General features: G+C 64.6%; 14 protein-coding genes. 6 read left to right on the forward strand and 8 right to left on the reverse strand.

The window, feature by feature from the left end; translation table 11 throughout:
- Nucleotides 1-45: 45 nt before the first annotated feature.
- The 4 genes from U0S50_RS10730 to zwf form a co-directional block, all read right to left on the reverse strand.
- A complete protein-coding gene (locus U0S50_RS10730; RefSeq protein WP_322308779.1) occupies nucleotides 46-1,608 on the reverse strand; it encodes an HAD-IB family hydrolase in 1,563 nt (520 codons plus the stop codon).
- A gap of 93 nt (nucleotides 1,609-1,701) precedes the next feature.
- Complete coding sequence (eda, locus tag U0S50_RS10735) at nucleotides 1,702-2,322, reverse strand: bifunctional 4-hydroxy-2-oxoglutarate aldolase/2-dehydro-3-deoxy-phosphogluconate aldolase (RefSeq protein WP_322308780.1); 621 nt, start codon at nucleotides 2,320-2,322, stop codon at nucleotides 1,702-1,704.
- A gap of 102 nt (nucleotides 2,323-2,424) precedes the next feature.
- A complete protein-coding gene (gene edd, locus U0S50_RS10740; RefSeq protein ID WP_322308781.1) occupies nucleotides 2,425-4,266 on the reverse strand; it encodes a phosphogluconate dehydratase in 1,842 nt (613 codons plus the stop codon).
- A gap of 96 nt (nucleotides 4,267-4,362) precedes the next feature.
- Nucleotides 4,363-5,832, reverse strand: coding sequence for a glucose-6-phosphate dehydrogenase (gene zwf / locus U0S50_RS10745; RefSeq protein ID WP_416194986.1), 1,470 nt, complete (start codon nucleotides 5,830-5,832; stop codon nucleotides 4,363-4,365).
- A 139-nt stretch (nucleotides 5,833-5,971) separates the two neighbouring features.
- Here zwf and U0S50_RS10750 point away from each other — a divergent pair, with 139 nt between their 5' ends.
- Nucleotides 5,972-7,492, forward strand: a complete 1,521-nt coding sequence (locus tag U0S50_RS10750) for a glycerol-3-phosphate dehydrogenase (protein WP_322308782.1) — start codon at nucleotides 5,972-5,974, stop codon at nucleotides 7,490-7,492.
- 67 nt (nucleotides 7,493-7,559) lie between these two features.
- On the opposite strand, the gene U0S50_RS10755 is transcribed toward U0S50_RS10750, so the two are convergent.
- The 4 genes from U0S50_RS10755 to U0S50_RS10770 form a co-directional block, all read right to left on the reverse strand.
- Complete coding sequence (locus U0S50_RS10755; RefSeq protein ID WP_322308783.1) at nucleotides 7,560-7,688, reverse strand: hypothetical protein; 129 nt, start codon at nucleotides 7,686-7,688, stop codon at nucleotides 7,560-7,562.
- Nucleotides 7,689-7,783: 95 nt separating this feature from the next.
- Nucleotides 7,784-9,364, reverse strand: coding sequence for an alkyl hydroperoxide reductase subunit F (gene ahpF, locus U0S50_RS10760; RefSeq protein ID WP_322308784.1), 1,581 nt, complete (start codon nucleotides 9,362-9,364; stop codon nucleotides 7,784-7,786).
- A 189-nt stretch (nucleotides 9,365-9,553) separates the two neighbouring features.
- Nucleotides 9,554-10,117 carry an alkyl hydroperoxide reductase subunit C gene (ahpC, locus tag U0S50_RS10765; RefSeq protein ID WP_322308785.1) on the reverse strand — a complete coding sequence of 188 codons (564 nt, stop codon included), beginning with the start codon at nucleotides 10,115-10,117 and terminating at the stop codon, nucleotides 9,554-9,556.
- A gap of 106 nt (nucleotides 10,118-10,223) precedes the next feature.
- Nucleotides 10,224-10,811 carry a TetR/AcrR family transcriptional regulator gene (locus U0S50_RS10770; protein WP_322308786.1) on the reverse strand — a complete coding sequence of 196 codons (588 nt, stop codon included), beginning with the start codon at nucleotides 10,809-10,811 and terminating at the stop codon, nucleotides 10,224-10,226.
- Between the two features lie 155 nt (nucleotides 10,812-10,966).
- Here U0S50_RS10770 and U0S50_RS10775 point away from each other — a divergent pair, with 155 nt between their 5' ends.
- From U0S50_RS10775 to U0S50_RS10795, 5 genes are all read left to right on the forward strand, one after another.
- Nucleotides 10,967-12,139 carry an efflux RND transporter periplasmic adaptor subunit gene (locus tag U0S50_RS10775; RefSeq protein ID WP_322308787.1) on the forward strand — a complete coding sequence of 391 codons (1,173 nt, stop codon included), beginning with the start codon at nucleotides 10,967-10,969 and terminating at the stop codon, nucleotides 12,137-12,139.
- Complete coding sequence (locus U0S50_RS10780; RefSeq protein ID WP_322308788.1) at nucleotides 12,136-15,327, forward strand: multidrug efflux RND transporter permease subunit; 3,192 nt, start codon at nucleotides 12,136-12,138, stop codon at nucleotides 15,325-15,327. The genes U0S50_RS10775 and U0S50_RS10780 overlap by 4 nt, the downstream gene beginning before the upstream one ends.
- Nucleotides 15,324-16,736, forward strand: coding sequence for a TolC family protein (locus U0S50_RS10785; RefSeq protein WP_322308789.1), 1,413 nt, complete (start codon nucleotides 15,324-15,326; stop codon nucleotides 16,734-16,736). Before U0S50_RS10780 ends, U0S50_RS10785 begins: the two co-directional genes overlap by 4 nt.
- Nucleotides 16,737-17,074: 338 nt before the next feature.
- Nucleotides 17,075-17,911 (forward strand): transcription factor jumonji, JmjC, encoded by an 837-nt coding sequence (locus U0S50_RS10790; protein WP_322308790.1) that lies wholly within the window; start codon nucleotides 17,075-17,077, stop codon nucleotides 17,909-17,911.
- The gene (locus U0S50_RS10795) at nucleotides 17,908-19,080 is read left to right on the forward strand and encodes a GNAT family N-acetyltransferase (protein ID WP_322308791.1); all 1,173 of its coding nucleotides are present in this window, start codon (nucleotides 17,908-17,910) and stop codon (nucleotides 19,078-19,080) included. Before U0S50_RS10790 ends, U0S50_RS10795 begins: the two co-directional genes overlap by 4 nt.
- Nucleotides 19,081-19,130 lie beyond the last annotated feature (50 nt).

Raw genomic sequence — 19,130 nt, forward strand, 5'->3', positions numbered from 1 at the left:
TCTGGATTGCCGCGCTACGCTCAGCATGACGAGATGGTCCATGCGCTAGGCGGCCTTTCCCTTGCCTGGGGAGGATTTCGCCGCGGTCCTTTTCGCAGCAGGCTTTTTGGCCGGGGCATCCTTGGATGCCGCCTTTTTCGCCGGTTTTGTCTTTGGCAGCGGGGCATCCTCTGCGGCATCTTCCGGCTGCCCCAGCGTGCGCAGAAACATGTTGCGGACGTCGCGCACATGAGCATTCACCGTCCGCGGGCTCCACCCCGATGTGTCGACGGGCGGCAGCACGGTGACGCGCACCGTCGCCGGGCGCATCACAAATTCATTCTTGGGCGCAACGTCGGTGGCATTGTGGATCACGATCGGGACGATCGGCACCCCGGCCTGCATCGCCAGGTGAAAGGCCCCTTTCTTGAAGGGTTCGAGCCTGGGCGTCAGGCTGCGCGTCCCTTCGGGCGCGATGCAGATCGACTTGCCCTCTTTCCGGATCGCATCGACCAGCGGCTCCATCGCCTTGATCGCGCTTTTCCCGTCGGCCCGATCGACAAAGACCGTGCCGCCCCATTCCATCAGCTTGCCGAGAATGGGGATATCCTTGATCTCCTTTTTCCCCACCCCGCCCATGTCGCGGCGGATCAGCTTGGCCAGGATCATCACATCGGCCTTGCTCTGGTGGTTGAAGATGAAGACGCAGGGGCGCGACGACCAGAGGTGGCGTTCGTCCTCGACCTCCAGCTCGACGCCGGTGATCGCGGTCGCGAAATCGCCGAACAGCCCCATCGAGAAATTGACCGCCTCGCGCTGCGAACGGGTCAGCGCCCAGATCGGCAGCCCGGCGGCAAAGGCGCCGACGAGCGATCCGGTGGCATAGACGGTGCGGGTATAATCGATCCACGACGGCGTGCCGCGGCTCGCAAAGCGCTGAACCGGCCATGCCCGCTCGTCGGCGATCGCCTTCAACTTCATATTGGGGTTGAGGGGGCGCGGCTTTCCGACCCGTTCGAGCAGTTCGATGTCATCGTCGCTGTCCGAATAGAAAAAGCTCTGATCCAGATCGAGGCCATATTCAGCGGCCAGTTCCTCGGCCGCCAGCACCTTGCCCTCGCCAAAGCACAGGGGCCGGATGATCTCTCCGGTAAAGACGCCATCCTCGATCTCGTAGGCCGAGCATTTGATGTCGGTGATGCCAAGATCGCGCGCGGTCGGTTCGATCTGATAGATGGTGGCGGACGAGATGATCGCGACGCGGTGCCCCTTGGCCTGATGCGCCTCGATGATCGCGCGGGTTTCGGGATAGATTTTCCGCGCGATATGTTTTTTGTAGAGTTCTTCACCGAATTCGGTGAAGCTTTCTTCCTCGACACCCTTCATGAATTTGGCGGCCGCAGACATCAGCCCGGAAAAGCCGATCTGGCCCAGGCTGTGCTGCGCGATGACCTGAGCGGTTTCGGCGATTTCCTCGACCGACATTTCGCGGCGCTGAAATTTCTCGCGCAGCATCGCGGTTGCCGAATAGCCCGAAATGATCGTGCCGTCGAAATCGAAGAGTGCGGCGATATGCGGTCCGGGTTCGGACGCCAGCACTTCATCCAAATGCGGTTGCGGTCTTGGCACGCACCCTCCCCACCTGCGGCTTCACTGCCGCCTTTACGCCACGATGACAGGTAAGATGGGGTTAATCAATGGTGCCCGTTCGCCGCACGACGATCAGCCGTTGAGCCCCGCCGCCTCTGTCGCCAGCGCCTCGATCGCGGCCGGATCGAGCGGTCCCGACGGAACGACCCAGCTGCCGCCGACGCACAGCACCGGATCGAGCGCGAGCCATTCGGGCGCCGTCGCAGCGCTGATCCCGCCGGTCGGACAGAAGCGCGCCTGGCCGAACGGACCCGCGAGCGCCTTTAGCGCGGGAAGGCCGCCGCTGGTCGCGGCGGGAAAGAATTTGAAGCGGTCAAGGCCCAGGTCCATCCCGCGCATGATGTCGCCGGCATTGGCAATGCCGGGCAGAAAGGGAATGCCGCTGGCGACCGCCGCCTTGCCAAGATTGTCGGTCAGCCCCGGCGAGACGATGAATTCGGCGCCGGCCTCGATCGCGGCGGCCAGCATCGCCGGGTCGCGCACCGTGCCCGCGCCGACGATGGCGCCCTTCACCGCCTTCATCGCCGTCATCGCGTCGAGCGCGGCGGGGGTGCGCAGCGTCACCTCGAGCACCGGCAGGCCGCCGGCGACCAGCGCCTCGGCCATCAGCACCGCATCCTCGACGCGGTCGATGACGATCACCGGAATGACGGGCGCCAGGCGCATAATCTGGTCGATGCTGTTGTTGGTCATTTCAAAATCCGCTTTCATCGTCATCCCAGCGAAAGCCGGGATCTGTTTGATCCTTGCGCCCAGCCCGCCAGCGATCCCGGCTTTCGCCGGGATGACGGACAATCAGACGACGTTTTCCATCGCCGCGAGCATCGCCGAACCACCCTTCTCCGCCTCGTCGGCATGATGGCGGAACAAAGCGAACAGCTCGCGCCCGACGCCCACCGCGGGCGGCGGCGGCGCGGCGGGGGTGCGCGCCGCCCATATGGCTTCATCGACCAGCGCGGCCGCCTCCCCCTGGCGCGCGCAGACGCGCACAATGTCACCGTCACGCAGAAAGGCGAGCGGGCCGCTGACCCCGTCGGGGCCGGGCAGCGCCTCGGGCGACAGATGGATGACGGCAGGCACTTTGCCGCTTGCCCCCGACATCCGCCCGTCGGTGAGCAGCGCGACGCGAAAGCCCTTGTCCTGCAACACCCCAAGCGCCGGTGTCAGCTTGTGCAGTTCGGGCATGCCGTTGGCGCGCGGTCCCTGGAAGCGGACGACGACGACAAGGTCGCGTTCGAGCTCGCCCGCCTTGAAAGCGGCGAGCACCTGATCCTGATCGTCGAAGATCCGGCACGGCGCCTCGATCGTCCAGCGATCCTCCGCCACCGCGCTGGTCTTGATGATCGCCCGGCCGAGGTTGCCCGACAAAAGCCGCATCCCGCCGTCGGGCGAAAAGGGCGCGGCGACCGGGCGCAGCATCATGTCGTCGCGGCTGATCGCGGGCGCCGCCTGCCAATGCAATTGTTCATCGGCCAGCACCGGTTCGGCACCATAGTCGGCCATCGTCCCGCCGACGGTCAGCACATCGCCGTGGAGCAGCCCGGCGCCGAGCAGTTCGCGCACCACAAAGCCGATGCCGCCCGCGGCGTGGAAATGGTTCACATCGCCCGCGCCATTGGGATAGACGCGCGCGAGCAGCGGCACGGCATGGCTGAGCTCGTCGAAATCCTGCCAGTCGATAATGATCCCCGCGGCGCGGGCGATCGCCGGCAGGTGGATGGCATGGTTGGTCGAACCGCCCGTCGCGAGCAGGCCGATGCAGGCGTTGACGATCGCCTTTTCATCGATGCAGCGGGAAAGCGGGCGGTAATCGCCGCCGTCCCAGCCGATTTCGGCCAGCCGGCGGGTCGCGGCGCGGGTGAGCGCCTGGCGCAGCTTTGTCCCTGGATTGGCGAAGGCGCTGCCGGGGATGTGCAGCCCCATCAGTTCCATCATCATCTGGTTCGAATTGGCGGTGCCGTAAAAGGTGCAGGTGCCCGCGCCATGATAGCTGGCCGCTTCGGCTTCGAGCAGTTCGTCGCGGCTTGCCTTGCCTTCGGCATAAAGCTGGCGGACGCGCTGCTTTTCCTTGTTGGCAAGCCCCGACGGCATCGGCCCTGCGGGCACGAGGATCTGCGGCAAATGGCCGAAACGCAGCGCGCCGATGAGCAGGCCGGGGACGATCTTGTCGCAAATGCCGAGCAGCAGCGCGCCCTCGAACATCGCGTGGCTGAGCGCGATAGCCGTCCCTTGCGCGATATTGTCGCGGCTGAACAGCGACAGGTCCATGCCCGCCTGCCCCTGCGTCACCCCGTCGCACATCGCGGGAACGCCGCCCGCGACCTGCGCGGTCGCGCCGATTTCGCGCGCGAAGAGTTTGATCTGTTCGGGGTAGCGGCCATAGGGCTGATGCGCCGACAGCATGTCATTATAGGCGGTGACGATGCCAATGTTCATCGCCGCGCCGCCGCGGATCGCGGGCTTGTCCTCGCCCGCCGCAGCGAAAGCGTGAGCAAGGTTGCCGCACGACAGCATGCCGCGATTGGTCCCCGCCGCGCGCTGGCGCTCCATCAGGTCGAGATAGGCGGCGCGGCGCGGCGCGCTGCGCCGGGTGATGCGGTCGGTGACCGCGGCGATAGTAGGGTGGAGGTCGGTCATAAATTTCTCTCGTCACCCCCGCACGCGCGGGGGCCGCTATTGCGGTAGCGCAAGGTTGCCAACCGCCCCTGCACAGACAGGAGCGGCGTGCGATCATCAATCGTCCCAGCTCGCGCCGTCGCGTTCGATCAGCGCGACCGACGCGCTCGGTCCCCAGCTTCCGGCGGTGTAATTCTGCGGCACCATGTCGATGGCGGCCCAGGCGTCGCGGATCGAATCGATCCACTGCCACTGCGCCTCGACCTCATCACGGCGCACGAACAAAGTCTGGTCGCCCTCGATGAAGTCGAGCAGCAGGCGTTCATAGGCGATGCGGCGCCGTTCGCCCGCGAAACTGTGCGACAGCGAGACGTCGAGATTGACGTCGCGCAGCTTGACCCCGTCGCGGTCGAGCCCCGGCTGCTTTGCCATCACCTTGACCCGGATATTCTCCTCGGGCTGGAGATTGATCACCATGACATTGGCGTCGAGCTTTGGCGCGCCGACGCGCGCGAAGATGTTGTGCGGCACCGGCTTGAACTGGATCAGCACCTCTGACTTGCGCTGCGGCATCCGCTTGCCGGTGCGCAGGTAAAAGGGCACCCCCTTCCACCGCCAATTGTCGATATAGGCCTTGAGGGCGACAAAGGTTTCGGTGTTCGACGGCTGGCCGAGCTCGTCGGCATAGCCCGCAACCGCCTCTCCCTTTACGGCGCCCGCAGTGTACTGGCCCTTGACGCTGTGGGCGCGGACATCGGCCTCGGTCATCTTGCGCAAGGAGCGCAGCAGCTTCACCTTTTCGTCGCGCACCGCGGTCGCCGACACGCTGGCGGGCGGCTCCATCGCAATGATCGCAAGCAGCTGGAGCATATGGTTCTGGACCATATCCTTGAGCGCGCCGACCCCGTCATAATAGGAGACGCGGCCTTCGAGCCCGACCGTTTCGGCGACGGTGATCTGGACATGATCGATCGCCTGCGCGTTCCACAGCGGTTCGAAGAGCATATTGGCAAAGCGCAGCGCGAGCAGATTCTGGACCGTTTCCTTGCCCAGATAATGATCGATGCGGAAAATCCGCTCCTCGGCAAAGGCGCTGCCGACCTGTTCGTTGACGTCGCGCGACGAGGCCAGATCGTGGCCGATCGGCTTTTCCATCGCGATGCGGCATTCGGCGCAGGCGATGCCGGCGGCCGCAAGCCCCTGCGCGATCGGCCCGAACATCGACGGCGGCGTCGACAGATATACACCGATCGGGCGGGTCAGCCGGTCGCCGAGCATCGCGGCGAGATCGTCATACCCCGTGCCCTTTCCGGCATCGACGGCGCAATAGTCGATCCGCGCGAGGAAGGCATCCGTCCCGTCCGCGTCGAGCCGATCTTCGGGCAGATGTTCGGCAAGAGCGGCGCGGACCTGTGCATGAAAGGCCGCGCGATCCATCTGCGAACGCCCCGAGGCGATAATCGTCAGCGCTTCGGCAAGCAGTCCGTCGAGATGCAGATTGTAGAGCGACGGAAAGAGCATGCGATGGGCGAGATCCCCGGTCGCGCCGAACAGCACCAATGTTTCGACTTTCACACTCACAAGCATCCCCTTGGATATCCGGGCGAAGAAGTGGAGGATGCGCGGCGCGATTGCAACGCGCATACGTAACCCGATCGTCACCCGTTCCGTCAGGCGAACCGAAAGAGGTTCAATCGGGCTTCGAACGATTCTAAGAAGCAGCGCCATGACCGACGCCCCGCCCCCCTATGACATCATCGTGATCGGCGGGGGCGTGAATGGCGCCGGGATTGCCCGCGATGCCGCCGGGCGCGGTGCGCGGGTCCTGCTGATCGAACAGGGCGATCTTGCCCAGGGAACATCCTCCGCCTCGACCAAGCTGATCCACGGCGGGCTGCGCTATCTGGAACATTATGAATTCGCGCTGGTACGCGAGGCGTTGAAGGAGCGCGAGATATTGTGGGGCATCGCGCCGCACATCATCTGGCCGATGCGTTTCGTCCTGCCCTATCGCGACGGATTGCGGCCGCGCTGGCTGTTGCGGCTGGGCCTGTTCCTCTATGACCATATCGGCGGCCGAAAGAAGCTCCCCGCCACGCGCACGGTGAATCTGACCAAGCATCCGGCTGGGACCCCGCTCCAGCCTCAATATCGCCAAGGCTTTGAATATTCGGATGGCTGGGTTGATGACGCGCGGCTCGTCCTGCTTAACGCGCGCGACGCGGCCGACAAGGGCGCACGGGTGCGTACCCGGACACGCGCCGACATGCTGCGCTGCGAGAATGGGATGTGGGTGGTCGACGCTACGGGCCACAATGGTCATGCCTATCGCTTCACCGCGCGCAGCATCGTCAATGCAGCGGGCCCTGCGGTGCTCGACCTGCTGCGGCGCGCCGATGCCGAACCCGACCACAGCATGCGATTGGTGCGTGGGTCGCATATCGTCGTCGCCCGGCGGTTCGAGCACGACTATTCCTATTTTTTCCAACTGCCCGACGGGCGCATATTTTTCGCCATTCCCTATGAACGCGACTTCACGCTGATCGGCACCACCGATGTCGATCATGAAGGAACACTCGCGGACATCCATGCGAGTGCCGAGGAAATCGCCTATTTATGCGAGGGCGCGAGCGAGTATTTCCGCGAACCGGTGATCCCGGCCGATGTCGTCTGGAGCTATTCCGGCGTGCGGCCGCTGGTCGAGGACGGGTCGGGGCGGCCCGAGGCGGCGACGCGCGGATACCGGATCGACCTCGACATGAACGAAGGGGCGCCGCTCCTCACCATCTATGGCGGCAAGATCACCAGCTATCGCCATGTCGCCGAAGAGGCTGTGGACGCGCTCGCGGCCCATATCCCTGCGCTGTCGCGAAAGCATTGGACAGCGCAAGCGCCGCTGCCCGGCGGTAATTTCCGTCCCGACGGCGCCGCCGCGATCCGGGCCCAATATCGGCTCGACTATCCCTTTCTGCCGTCCGCAACGGTCGACCGGATCGCCAAGGCCTATGGCACCGATGCGCGCAAATGGTTGAGCGATGCAGACGGCTGGGATGCACTGGGCGGCGAAATCGCCCACGGTCTGTCGGTGGCCGAACTGCACTGGATGGTATCGCGCGAATGGGCGCTGACAAGCGACGATATCTTGTGGCGGCGCAGCAAGCTGGGTCTGCACTTTACCGCGCAGGAGGTCGAACGCCTCGATGCACTGATCGACGCCATCGCGGTGAAGCCGGCATTGCCCGACTGAGCGCGTTCAGCACCGCCTTTGCCCAAATCAAGGGGAGACCGCCGACGCGGTTTGCCGTGACGGCGGGCTAGGCTGGTTTGCTTCGCGGCCTCTTCGTCTTGCCAGCGGCATCCTCGCGCAGCCGGTTTTCGCGCTCTGCCAGTTCCTCGAAACGGCAGAGCGGAATGGGTGCGGGCGGTTTCTTCTTCTCGGTCATCCTGCCTTCATCACCCCGGACTTGATCCAGGTTCCCAGCTCACTGTGAAGGAAAGCGGGATGCCGGATCAAGTCCGGCATGACGAAGTGGAGCAATCAGGCCGCGTCCGCAACCTCCGCCGGCAAACGGATCATGTAATCGAATGCCGACAGCGCCGCCTTCGACCCTTCGCCCATCGCGATAACGATCTGCTTGTACGGCACCGTCGTGCAATCGCCCGCAGCGAAAATGCCGCGCTGGCTCGTTTCGCCGCGATGATCGACCTCGATCTCGCCGTGGCGCGAGAGGGTAACGCTGTCCTTCAGCCATTCGGTATTGGGGACGAGACCGATCTGGACGAAAATGCCTTCGAGTTCGATCTGATGCAGCTCATCCGAGTTGCGGTCCTTGTAGGCGAGGGCCGTCACCTTTTCGCCGTCGCCAAGCACTTCGGTGGTGAGCGCCGAGGTGATGATCTTGACATTGGGCAGGCTCGCCAGCTTGCGCTGCAGCACCGCGTCGGCGCGAAGCTGGCTGTCGAATTCGATCAGCGTGACATGCGCAACGATGCCGGCCAGGTCGATCGCAGCCTCGACCCCGCTGTTGCCGCCTCCGATCACCGCGACGCGCTTGCCCTTGTAGAGCGGGCCATCGCAATGCGGGCAATAGGCGACGCCCTTGTTGCGATAGGCATCTTCACCCGGCACGCCGAGCTGGCGCCAGCGTGCGCCGGTCGAAAGGATCACCGTGCGCGCCTTGAGCGAGGCCCCGTTCGCGAGGCGGACCTCGTGGAGGCCGCCGTCGACCTTGGCGGGAATCAGCTTTTCGGCGCGCTGCAGATTCATGATGTCGACGTCATAGTCTTTGACATGCTGTTCCAGCTGCGCGACCAGCTTGGGCCCTTCGGTGTGCTGGACCGAGATGAAATTCTCGATCGCCATCGTGTCGAGCACCTGCCCGCCAAAGCGTTCGGCAGCGATGCCGGTCCGAATGCCCTTGCGCGCGGCATAGATGGCCGCCGCCGCGCCGGCGGGTCCGCCGCCGACGACAAGCACGTCGAACGCATCCTTGGCCGCGATCTTTTCCGCCGCCTTGGCTTCGGCGCCGGTGTCGAGTTTGGCCAGAATCTGCTCCAGCTCCATGCGGCCCTGGCCAAAATTCTCGCCGTTCAGGAAGATGGTCGGCACCGCCATGATCTTGCGATCCTCGACTTCCGCCTGGAACAGCCCGCCGTCGATCGCAGTGTGGGTGATGCGCGGATTGACGACGCTCATCAGGTTCAGCGCCTGCACGATATCGGGGCAGTTCTGGCACGACAGCGAGAAATAGGTTTCAAAGTGGAAGTCGCCGTCGAGCGCGGCAATCTGTTCCAGCAACTCGGGCGCGGTCTTGGGGGGATGCCCCCCGACCTGCAGCAGCGCGAGGACAAGCGAGGTAAATTCGTGACCGAGCGGAATGCCCGCGAAACGCACCGCTATTTCAGGATGACCGGCACGGCGAATCTCGAAACTGGGGCGGCGCGCATCGTCATCGGCGCGGATCACGCTGACCTTGTCGGACAGCGCAGCGATTTCGTCGAGGAGCGTCGCCAGCTCGGCCGACTTGGCATCGTCGCCCAGCGACGAAAGCAGTTCGATCGGTTCACGAAGATTCGTGAGGAGGCCTTGAAGTTGTTGCTTCAGATTGGCGTCGAGCATGGGGAGAGCTCCTGCATAAATTGGATTGTCATTGCGAGGCGCCAAGCGACGCCGCAATCCAGAGTGTGCGCAGACCGTTCCGGATTGCTTCGCTTCGCTGGCAATGACGCATGTTGTCAGCCCCAAGGCGCGCACGCCTCAGGTTGCCGTGTGCCCCGCCTTCGCGAGGACACACGGCATGTTTGTCACTTAGATCTTGCCGACGAGGTCGAGCGAGGGCGCCAGCGTTTCAGCGCCTTCTTCCCACTTCGCGGGGCAAACTTCGCCCGGATGGCTGACCCAATACTGCAGCGCCTTGATCTTGCGGAGCAGTTCGGCGGCGTTGCGGCCCACGCCTTCGGGGGTGATTTCGAGAAGCTGGATTTCACCCTGCGGATCGAGGACGAAAGTGCCGCGATCGGCCAGGCCAACGCCCGGACGCAGAACTTCGAAATTGTTCGAGATCGCGTGATTCTGGTCACCGACCATGAAATAGTCGATCTTGCCGATTGCCGGCGAGGTGTCGTGCCAGGCCTTGTGGCAGAAATGCGTGTCGGTCGACACGGCATAGACTTCGACGTCCATCTTCTGCAGCGTCGGATAGATGTCGGCCAGATCCTCAAGCTCGGTCGGGCAAACGAAGGTGAAATCGGCGGGGTAGAAGAAGAAGACCGCCCACTTGCCCTTCACATCTTCGTCGCTGATGTCGACGAACTTGCCCTGCTTGAACGCAGTGGCCTTGAACGGTTTGAGGGTGGTGTTGAGAACGGACATGGAGAGCTCCTCTTGGTTATCGGAGCCGCTCCCCTAGCGACAGATGTTGCAGTGCGACAATTGAAAAAACAGGCGCTACAGATCGATTTTATCAATCAATAGCCGATCATCCCTTGAGCGCAGCGTCAAAGAGGTTGCGAAAGCTGGCACGACACATGTCGCCATTCTCTTCGCTCATTTCGACGGGCTCAGCCTCCATGACGGTGCGCAGGACGCCGACTCCCATCAAGATGGCCAGCAGCATATGCGCGCGCATTTCGGGATGATCGCCGCCGATCGTCGCCGCCAGCGGTTCCAGCACCTCTTCACGCACCATGTCGCGGATGATCACCCCCGCCTTGGGCGAAGAGGCAGAGCGCAGCAGAATGACAAACATCTCCATGCGCTGGTGGCGATCTTCATCCTCGTCCTCCATGATCAGGCGGGCCATGAAATCGGGAAGCTCGTCGACGCTTTGGGGTTCGTGAAACAGGTCGGGCCGCTTGTCATCATGCCCCAGCACCTCTCGAAACAGGCCTTCCTTGCCACCAAAATAGCGACTGATCAGCGCGACATCGACGCCCGCAAGCGCCGCGATCTCGCGCAGTCCGACACTGTCGTAGCTTTCGCGCAAAAAGCGCTGGCGCGCCGCCGCAAGAATCGCCGCACGAGTCGCCGCCGCGTCCCGTTTTCTAATGGTCGTACCTGTCTCCATTCCGGAGGATTTAGACCGGATAGGAAATAAATCAACAGGTGTTGACTTAGCATCTAACTCAGATTAGTTCGCAATAACCGGCATCGTGCGGCTCCCCTCCCCCCTCCCTGCCGTCCGGTGTCGGAACGTCCAGACAGAAAAAAAGATACAAGCCCATGAAAACGCGCCCTCTCCTCGCGCCTGTGATCCTGTGCCTCTCGCTGATGCTCGCCGCCTGCTCAGGCGGAGGCGGCGAGCAGGGCGGTCCGCCGGCGTTGCCCGTTACCGTTTCCCAGCCGCTGATCCGCGACGTGACCGAGTGGGACGATTATGTCGGCCGATTCGAAGCCGTCAGCAGCGTCGAGGTGCGTCCGCGCGCTTCGGGCTATCTTCAACGCTCGCACTTTACCGATGGTCAATATGTGCGCGCCGGACAATTGCTGTTCACCATCGATGCCCGCCCGTCACAGGCCGCACTCGACCAGGCCCGCGCGCAGCTTGCCCGCGCGCAGGCCACGCTGGTCAACGCGCGCACCGAACTGGCACGATCGGAAACGCTGGCCAAATCGGAGGCCGCGAGCCGCGAGGAAGTCGAACAGCGCCGCGCCGCCGTGCGCGCGGGCGAAGCCGATGTCGCGGCGGGGCACGCCGCCGTGCGCGCATCGCAGCTCAATGTCGGCTTTACGCGCGTCACCGCGCCGATTTCGGGCCGCGTGTCGCAGCGCATGGTCGATCCCGGAAATGCCGTTTCCGCCGACCAGACGGTGCTGACGACGATCGTATCGACGAACCCGATGCATTTCAGCTTTCAGGGATCGGAAGCAAGCCTGCTGCAATATGAGCGGCGCGGCGACACGCTGCAGAATGCGCCCGTCCGCATCCGGCTGCAGGGCGAAGACGCCTATGGCCTGAACGGCCGCATCGACTTTGTCGACAATGCCCTGTCGAACGGATCGGGCACGATCACCGTGCGCGCCGTCGTCCAGAATCCCGACGGCAAGCTGCGTCCGGGCCTGTTCGGCCAGTTGCAGCTCGCCGCTTCGGCGCCGCGCCCTTCGATCATGGTGCCCGACACCGCGGTCGTCACCGACGGCGCGCGACGCCTCCTTTATGTCATTGGCAAGGGCGATGTCGTCCAGGCACGGCCGGTCGAACTCGGGCCGGTGGTGAACGGACTGCGCGTGGTCCGGTCGGGCATCACCGCGAAGGATCGCGTCGTCGTCGGCGGCATCCAGCGCGCCATGCCCGGTCAGCCCGCGAAGGTGGAGGCCGGCAAGATCGGCGATGATGGCAAGATCATCGCGTCCAAGCCCGCCGCCGCCGCGAAGGCGAAGGACGCCGGCAAGTGAATTTCAGCCGCTTTTTTGTCGATCGGCCGATCTTTGCGGCCGTCATCGCCATCTTCATCACGCTGATCGGGGCCTTTTCCTACCCGCAGCTTCCGCTCGCCCAATATCCCGAGATCGCGCCGCCGACGATCGCGGTCAACGCCGCCTATCCGGGCGCCTCGTCCGAAACGATCGCGGAAACGGTCGCCTCGACGCTGGAACAGGAAATCAACGGTGTCGAGAACATGCTCTATCTGCAGAGCAGTTCGACGCAGGGGGCGGCGCAGATCACCGTCACCTTCCAGCCCGGCACCGACCTCGACGCCGCACAGGTGCTGGTCCAGAACCGCGTGGCGCTTGCCGAACCCCGCCTGCCCGAACAGGTGCGCCAGATCGGCGTCCAGGTGAACAAGCAGGAAACCGGCTTTCTGATGATCGTCGCGCTGACATCGACCGATCCCGCGATCGATATCGACTATGTCGGCAACTATGCCAATTCGACGCTGCGCGACCGGCTGCTGCGCCTCGACGGGGTCGGCGGCGTGCAGATTTTCGGTGGCGGCTTTTATTCGATGCGCGTGTGGATCGATCCCGACAAGGCCGCCGCACGCAATATGACGGCGCCCGAAATCGTCGCAGCGCTGCAAAGCCAGAATGTCCAGGTGGCCGGCGGCAGCGTCGGCGCCCCGCCCTATGGCAGCGGCAACCCCGCCTTCGAACTTCCGGTCGAAGTGCCGGGTCGCCTCGTCACCCCCGAGCAATTCCAGAATGTCGTGGTCAAGACCGATACGCAGACGGGTGCCATTACCCGGCTGAAGGACGTCGCCCGTGTGGAACTGGGCAGCCAGGAATATGGCGTGCGCGGCGTGTTCAACGGGCGCGACGGCGTCGGCATGGCGGTGATCCAGCAACCGGGCGCCAATGCGCTCGATGCCGCGAACCTGGTGCTGCAGGAAGTCGAGGCGGCGTCCAAGGATTTCCCGCCGGGACTGGAATATGAAATCCCCTTCAACCCGACCGAATATGTCCAGGCGTCGGTGACAGCGGTGCAGCAGACCCTGGTCGAAGCCATCATCCTGGTCGTCCTGGTCGTCCTGGTCTTTCTGCAAACCTGGCGCGCCGCGATCATCCCGATCGTCGCCATTCCGGTGGCGTTGATCGGCACCTTCGCGGTCCAACTGGCGCTCGGCTTTTCGATCAACTCGCTGTCGCTGTTCGCTCTCGTCCTCGCGGTCGGCATCGTCGTCGACGACGCGATCGTCGTGGTCGAAGCGGTGGAAAAGCATATTCGTGCCGGGCTGAGCCCGCGCGAGGCCGCCCATCGCACGATGGACGAAGTGTCGGGCGCGCTGATCGCGATCGGGCTGGTGCTGGTCGCGGTGTTCGTGCCGACGGCCTTCATGCCCGGCATTCCCGGGATCTTCTATCAACAGTTTGCGGTCACGATCGCCGCGGCCACCGTCTTTTCGACGCTGACCTCGCTGACCCTGTCCCCCGCCATGGCGGCGCTGCTGCTGAAGCCGCACGAGGAAAGCCACCAGCAACCCAAGACCCGCGCGATGCGCTGGGTCCGCGGGGCCGCAGACAAGTTCAACAGTGGTTTCGACCGCCTGTCGGAAAATTATGGCCGAACGACGGCTTCGCTTGTCCGCAAGGCCGGGCTGATGCTGACGATCTATGCCGTGCTGTTGGCCTTTACCGGCTGGCGCATGGTCGACACGCCGACCGGCTTCATCCCGGATCAGGACCAGGGCGTTCTGATCGGGGTGGTCCAGTTGCCGCCGGGCGCCTCGCTCGACCGCACGAGCGAAGTGCTGAAACGCGCGCAGGAAACCGTCTCGCAAATGGACGGCGTGGCGAGCATCGCGACCTTTGCGGGTCTCGACGGATCGAGTTTCTCGACCGCATCGAACGCGGGCACCATGTTCATCCGCCTGACCGACTGGGGCGAACGCGGCAAGGCGATGAGCGCCACCGCCATGTCGCAGCAGCTTTCGGGTACGCTCGCGACGATCCTGCCCGAAGCCAATGCCTTCGTCATCGCGCCGCCCGCGGTGCAGGGGCTCGGTAACGGCAACGGCTTTACGATGATGCTTCAGGCACGCGACGGTCAAGGCTATCGCGAACTGGAACAGGCGACCTTCGCCATGATGGGCGGCGCACAGGAAGTGCCCGAAGTCACGCAGGTCTTTTCCCTGTTCAACACCGGAAGCCCGCGCATCTTCGCCGATGTCGACCGTGACAAGGCGCAGATTCTGGGGGTCGACCCCGCGCAGGTCTATTCGGCGCTCGGCACCTATCTGGCCTCCACCTATGTCAACGACTTCAACTTCCTCGGTCGCACTTTCCGCGTGACCGCTCAGGCAGAGCCGTCGGCAAGAGCGAGCATCGAGGATGTCGGCCGCCTGCAGGTCCGGTCTTCGTCGGGCGAAATGGTGCCGCTGTCGTCGGTCGCGACGTTCCGCAACGACAGCGGACCGACCCGCGTGGTGCGTTACAATCTGTACCCCGCGGTCGAATTGCAGGGACAGGCAGCACCCGGCGTTTCGTCGGGGGCGGCGCTCGCCGCGATGGAAGGGCTGGCGGCAAAGACGCTGACCGATGGGTTCAGCTATGAATGGACCGGCCTTGCCTATCAGGAACAGGCTGCCGGCGGCAGCGCGGTACTGATCTTCATGCTCGCGGTTGTGTTCGTCTTTCTCGTGCTCGCGGCACAATATGAATCGCTGCCGCTGCCGATGGCGGTGATCCTGATCGTGCCCATGTGCCTGCTCGCCGCGATGCTGGGCGTCAACCTGCGCGGGATGGACAATAATATCCTGACCCAGGTTGGCCTGGTCGTGCTGATCGCCCTCGCCGCGAAAAATGCAATCCTGATCGTCGAATTCGCCAAACAGGCGGAGGAGGAAGAGGGAATGAGCACGATCGATGCGGCCGTCCATGCCGCCCGGTCGCGCCTGCGCCCGATCCTGATGACCAGCTTTGCCTTCATTTTCGGCGTCATTCCGCTCGCGATCGCGAGTGGACCGGGACAGGAGATGCGGCAGGCCCTGGGCACCGCCGTCACCTTCGGGATGCTGGGCGTGACCTTCTTTGGCCTGATTTTCACCCCGCTCTTCTATGTCCTTTGCCGCAAGCTGGGGGACAAGGCGCAGCATATGATGCGCCGCAACGGACCGAATGGCGAAGCGCCGCTGGAGACCCAATGATGACCCGCAACCTGTTGTTGGCAGTCAGCGCACTGGCGCTGTCCGCCTGCACCGTCGGCCCGGCCTATGTATCGCCGACGCCCGCCGCGCCCTCGCAGGCTCCCTTTCTGGAGGCGGGGAAATCGCCCGCCTTCACCGGCGAACAGCCGCCGGGCGAATGGTGGAGCCTGTTTGGCGATCCCACGCTCGACGCACTGGTCGAGCAGGCACTGGTCGCCAATACCGACCTGCGCGTCGCAGCCGCGAACCTGGCACAGGCGCGCGCGGTCCTGCGCGAATCGCGGGCGGGGCGTCTGCCCACGACGGGCATCAACGCCAGCGGCGCCTATGCCCGCCAGCCCGGCAGCCAGACCGGCATCGGTCCGGTCGAGGGCGAAAGCTATGACGTCGGGCTGGACGTCGGTTATCAGGTCGATCTGTTCGGCCGGGTCGAAAGCGCGATCCGTGCAAGCCGCGCCGATGCGGATGCGGTGCAGGCCGCGTTCGACCTGACCAGGATCAGCGTCGCCGCCGAAACGACCCGCGCCTATACCGATGTCTGCTCGTTCAATCGGCAGGTCGCGGTGGCAGAAGAAACGCTGCGGATTCAGGAGCGCACCTTTGACCTGACCCGCCGCCTGTTCGAGGGTGGCCGCGCCACGCGGCTCGAAACCGGCCAGGCCGGCGCCTTGCTCGAACAAACGCGCGCGGCGATCCCCGCGCTCACCGCGCAGCGTACCGCGGCGCTCTATCGCCTGGCCGTGCTGACCGGAAAGCCCCCGGCCGAGGCGCCGCAACAGGTGCTCGCATGCCAGGCACCGCCCGAACTGGGCCGTCCGGTGCCGGTCGGCGATGGCGCGAGCCTGCTCGCCCGCCGCCCCGACATCCGCCGCGCCGAGCGTCAACTCGCCGCCGCCGCGGCCCGCGTCAATGTCGCAACCGCCGACCTTTATCCCAGCATCCGCCTCGGCGGTTCGATCGGATCAACCGCCGGGTCGATTTCGGATCTGGGGTCGAACGACGGCTTCCGCTTTTCGATCGGCCCGCTGATCTCGTGGAACTTTCCGAATATGGAAGTCGCGCGCTCGCGGTTGAAACAGGCCGAAGCGGGCGCGGACGCCGCCCTCGCCACCTTTGACGGAACATGGCTGTCAGCGCTCGAGGAAACCGAAAGCGCGCTTGCCCGCTATGCGGGTGAACTCGACCGGCTGGCGGCATTGCGCCGCGCCGCGCGCGAAGCTGGCGACGCGGCCCGGATTGCCCGGCTGCGCTATGAATCGGGACGCGAAGCCTTTCAGGTCGTCCTCGACGCCGAACGGTCGCTGGCGCAGATTCAGGCGAGCATCGCCCAATCGGAACAGCAGCGCGCGACCTATCTCGTCGCGCTGTTCCTCGCGCTGGGCGGCGGCTGGCAGCAAGACGCCGCCTAATCCCGCCCGCAAAACGCGCGCCGAAGCCAGAACAAGGCCGGGGCGCTTACCGCAAAATGTACGTCCCTGCCCGTCCCTGACCCGATTCAGGCGGCGGGCGGGTCGCGCCATGGTACCGCACCGACCAATCCCCGCCTTCTTTTTTCGCAACTTTTCGCTGCGGGAATCGATAGGCGGCAAAAGCATCCATTTCGGTGACAGATGGCCCGGCAAACTTGGCGCCGGTGCAGCCATTACTTGCACGATTTGATTATTCTGGCATTTTGGACTTAACGGCTTATTTAGCCTTAACCGCCACATGGCGAAGAAACGTCCCATTTACCAGATGATACGTCGCCATGTCCTATGTCAGCCCGTCCGGCCTTCAGGCCTTTTCGAGCGCCTATCCCGCGGCGCCGGCGATGCTGCGCCATGAGCTGGTCGATCATCCGCTTCTGTCATTCGCGGCGCTCGCACAAGCGGCGCGCGAACTGCCGCCGCAGCATGTCGAGCGCCGGATCGCGGATGCCGTGAACGGCGGCGATTTCGCAATGGATGGACAGGCCGGCGACGATGTCGCCATGGCGGTCGAATCGATGCAGATCGACGGCAACTGGATCATGTTGCGCTTCGTCGAACAACTGCCCGCCTATCGCGCCTTGCTCGACACGCTGATGGCCGCCATCGCGCCAGCCATCGCCCCCGTCACCGGCACCGGGTCGGCGGTCAAGGGCTTCATCTTCATTTCCGCACCCGGAACGCTGACGCCGTTCCACTTCGATTGCGAATATAATATTCTGTTCCAGATCGCCGGCGACAAGCAGTTCGCGACCTATCCCCCCACGCCGCCGTGGCTGACGCTTGACCGGCGCGAAGCCTATCATGGCGCGGGCGACAATATGCTGCCTTGGGACGATGGGTTCGAAACCGCCGCAACCATCCATCCGCTATCGCCCGGCGATGCCCTGTTCGTGCCCTATGCCGCACCCCACTGGGTCAAGGCGGGGTCGACGCCGTCGATTTCGCTGTCGATGACATGGCAATGCGAATGGAGCCGCGAGGCCGCCGATGCCGTTCAGGTCAATCCGCTCCTCCGCCGGGTCGGCCTGGCCGCTGCCGAGCCGCCGCTGTGGCCTGCGTCACCTGGCTGGCGCGCGCTTTGCGGGCGCGCCGCGCGCAAGGTGGGGCTGCTATGAGCTATTGCCTGTCCAGCGCCTCCTTCCTTCTTCCAACCCCTCCCCCGATGAAGGCGGTGGCGCTGGGTCCATGCGACGTTCGCCTTGTCCGGCCGCAGAGCCTGTCCGACCGCGACCGCGCGCATTGGGCCCAGCTTTCTGCGGCAGCGGGCGGTGGCAACATCTTTGCCCATGACTGGTTCATGGACGCCGCGCTGCGTCATGCCGACCGCGAGGAAGAGGTCCGGCTCGCCATCGTCAGCGAAGCACAGGAAGGGTGGATCGGCGTGATCCCGCTGGTCGCCGAGCGTCGCTTTGGCCGCTGGCCGGTCGGGGCCTGGGCCAGCTGGCTGGCAACCAACCAGTTTCTTGGCACGCCGCTGGTCATTCCCGACCACGCCGAGGCTTTCTGGCGCGCATTGCTCACCCATCTCGACGCCCACAGTCGCGGCCAGATGCTGTTCTTCGTCCGACAGCTTGCCTTTGACGATCCGGTCAGCGCGGCATTGTTCGCGCATTGCGCCGCGGAACGCCGCGCGATCCGAATGGTTGAACGCTTCGAACGTCCCGCCCGGCGCCCCGGCGAACCAATCATCGCGCAAGGCGACGGCAAGGCGCAGAGCCGTCTGCGCAGCCTGCGTCGCCGGCTGGAGCGCGACCATGGCACCGTGGCGATCGACACGCTGACCGCCGGCGAGCCGGGACAGAAGTGGATCGACCATTTTCTGGCGATGGAACGAGATGGCTGGAAAGGGCGGGTCGGCAGCGCGCTCGGTTGCCATGCCGCCACCGAGACATTGTTCCGCGAGGTCGCCGAGCGCGGCCACGCCAACGGCACCTTGCGGCTGGCAACCTTGCGAGCCGGCGACCGGCCACTGGCGATGACAAGCTGGTTCGAAACCGGCGCCCATGGCTATGGTTTCAAGATGACCTTCGACGAAGCGTTTCGCACCTATGCCCCGGGGCAGCAATTGATGCAGCACGTCGCCGACCAGGTCGCGGCGCGGCCCGAGATTTATTTCGACACATGCACACCCCAGCGCGCGACCAGTTGCCGGTCGATGTGGCAAAGCAAGCGCACTATCTTCAACGGCGCCGTCGCCATCGGTTCGGCCCCGCGCCGCGCGGGTTTCGAAGCCCTGATGAACGCACGCGCCGCCTATGCCGCGCTGCGCCGTCGCCTGCGCTGACACGCATATGGCATCGATGCTGACAAGCCGCCCGAAAGATCAGGCCGGAC

The organism is Sphingopyxis sp., from assembly GCF_034380315.1.
GTDB lineage: Bacteria > Pseudomonadota > Alphaproteobacteria > Sphingomonadales > Sphingomonadaceae > Sphingopyxis.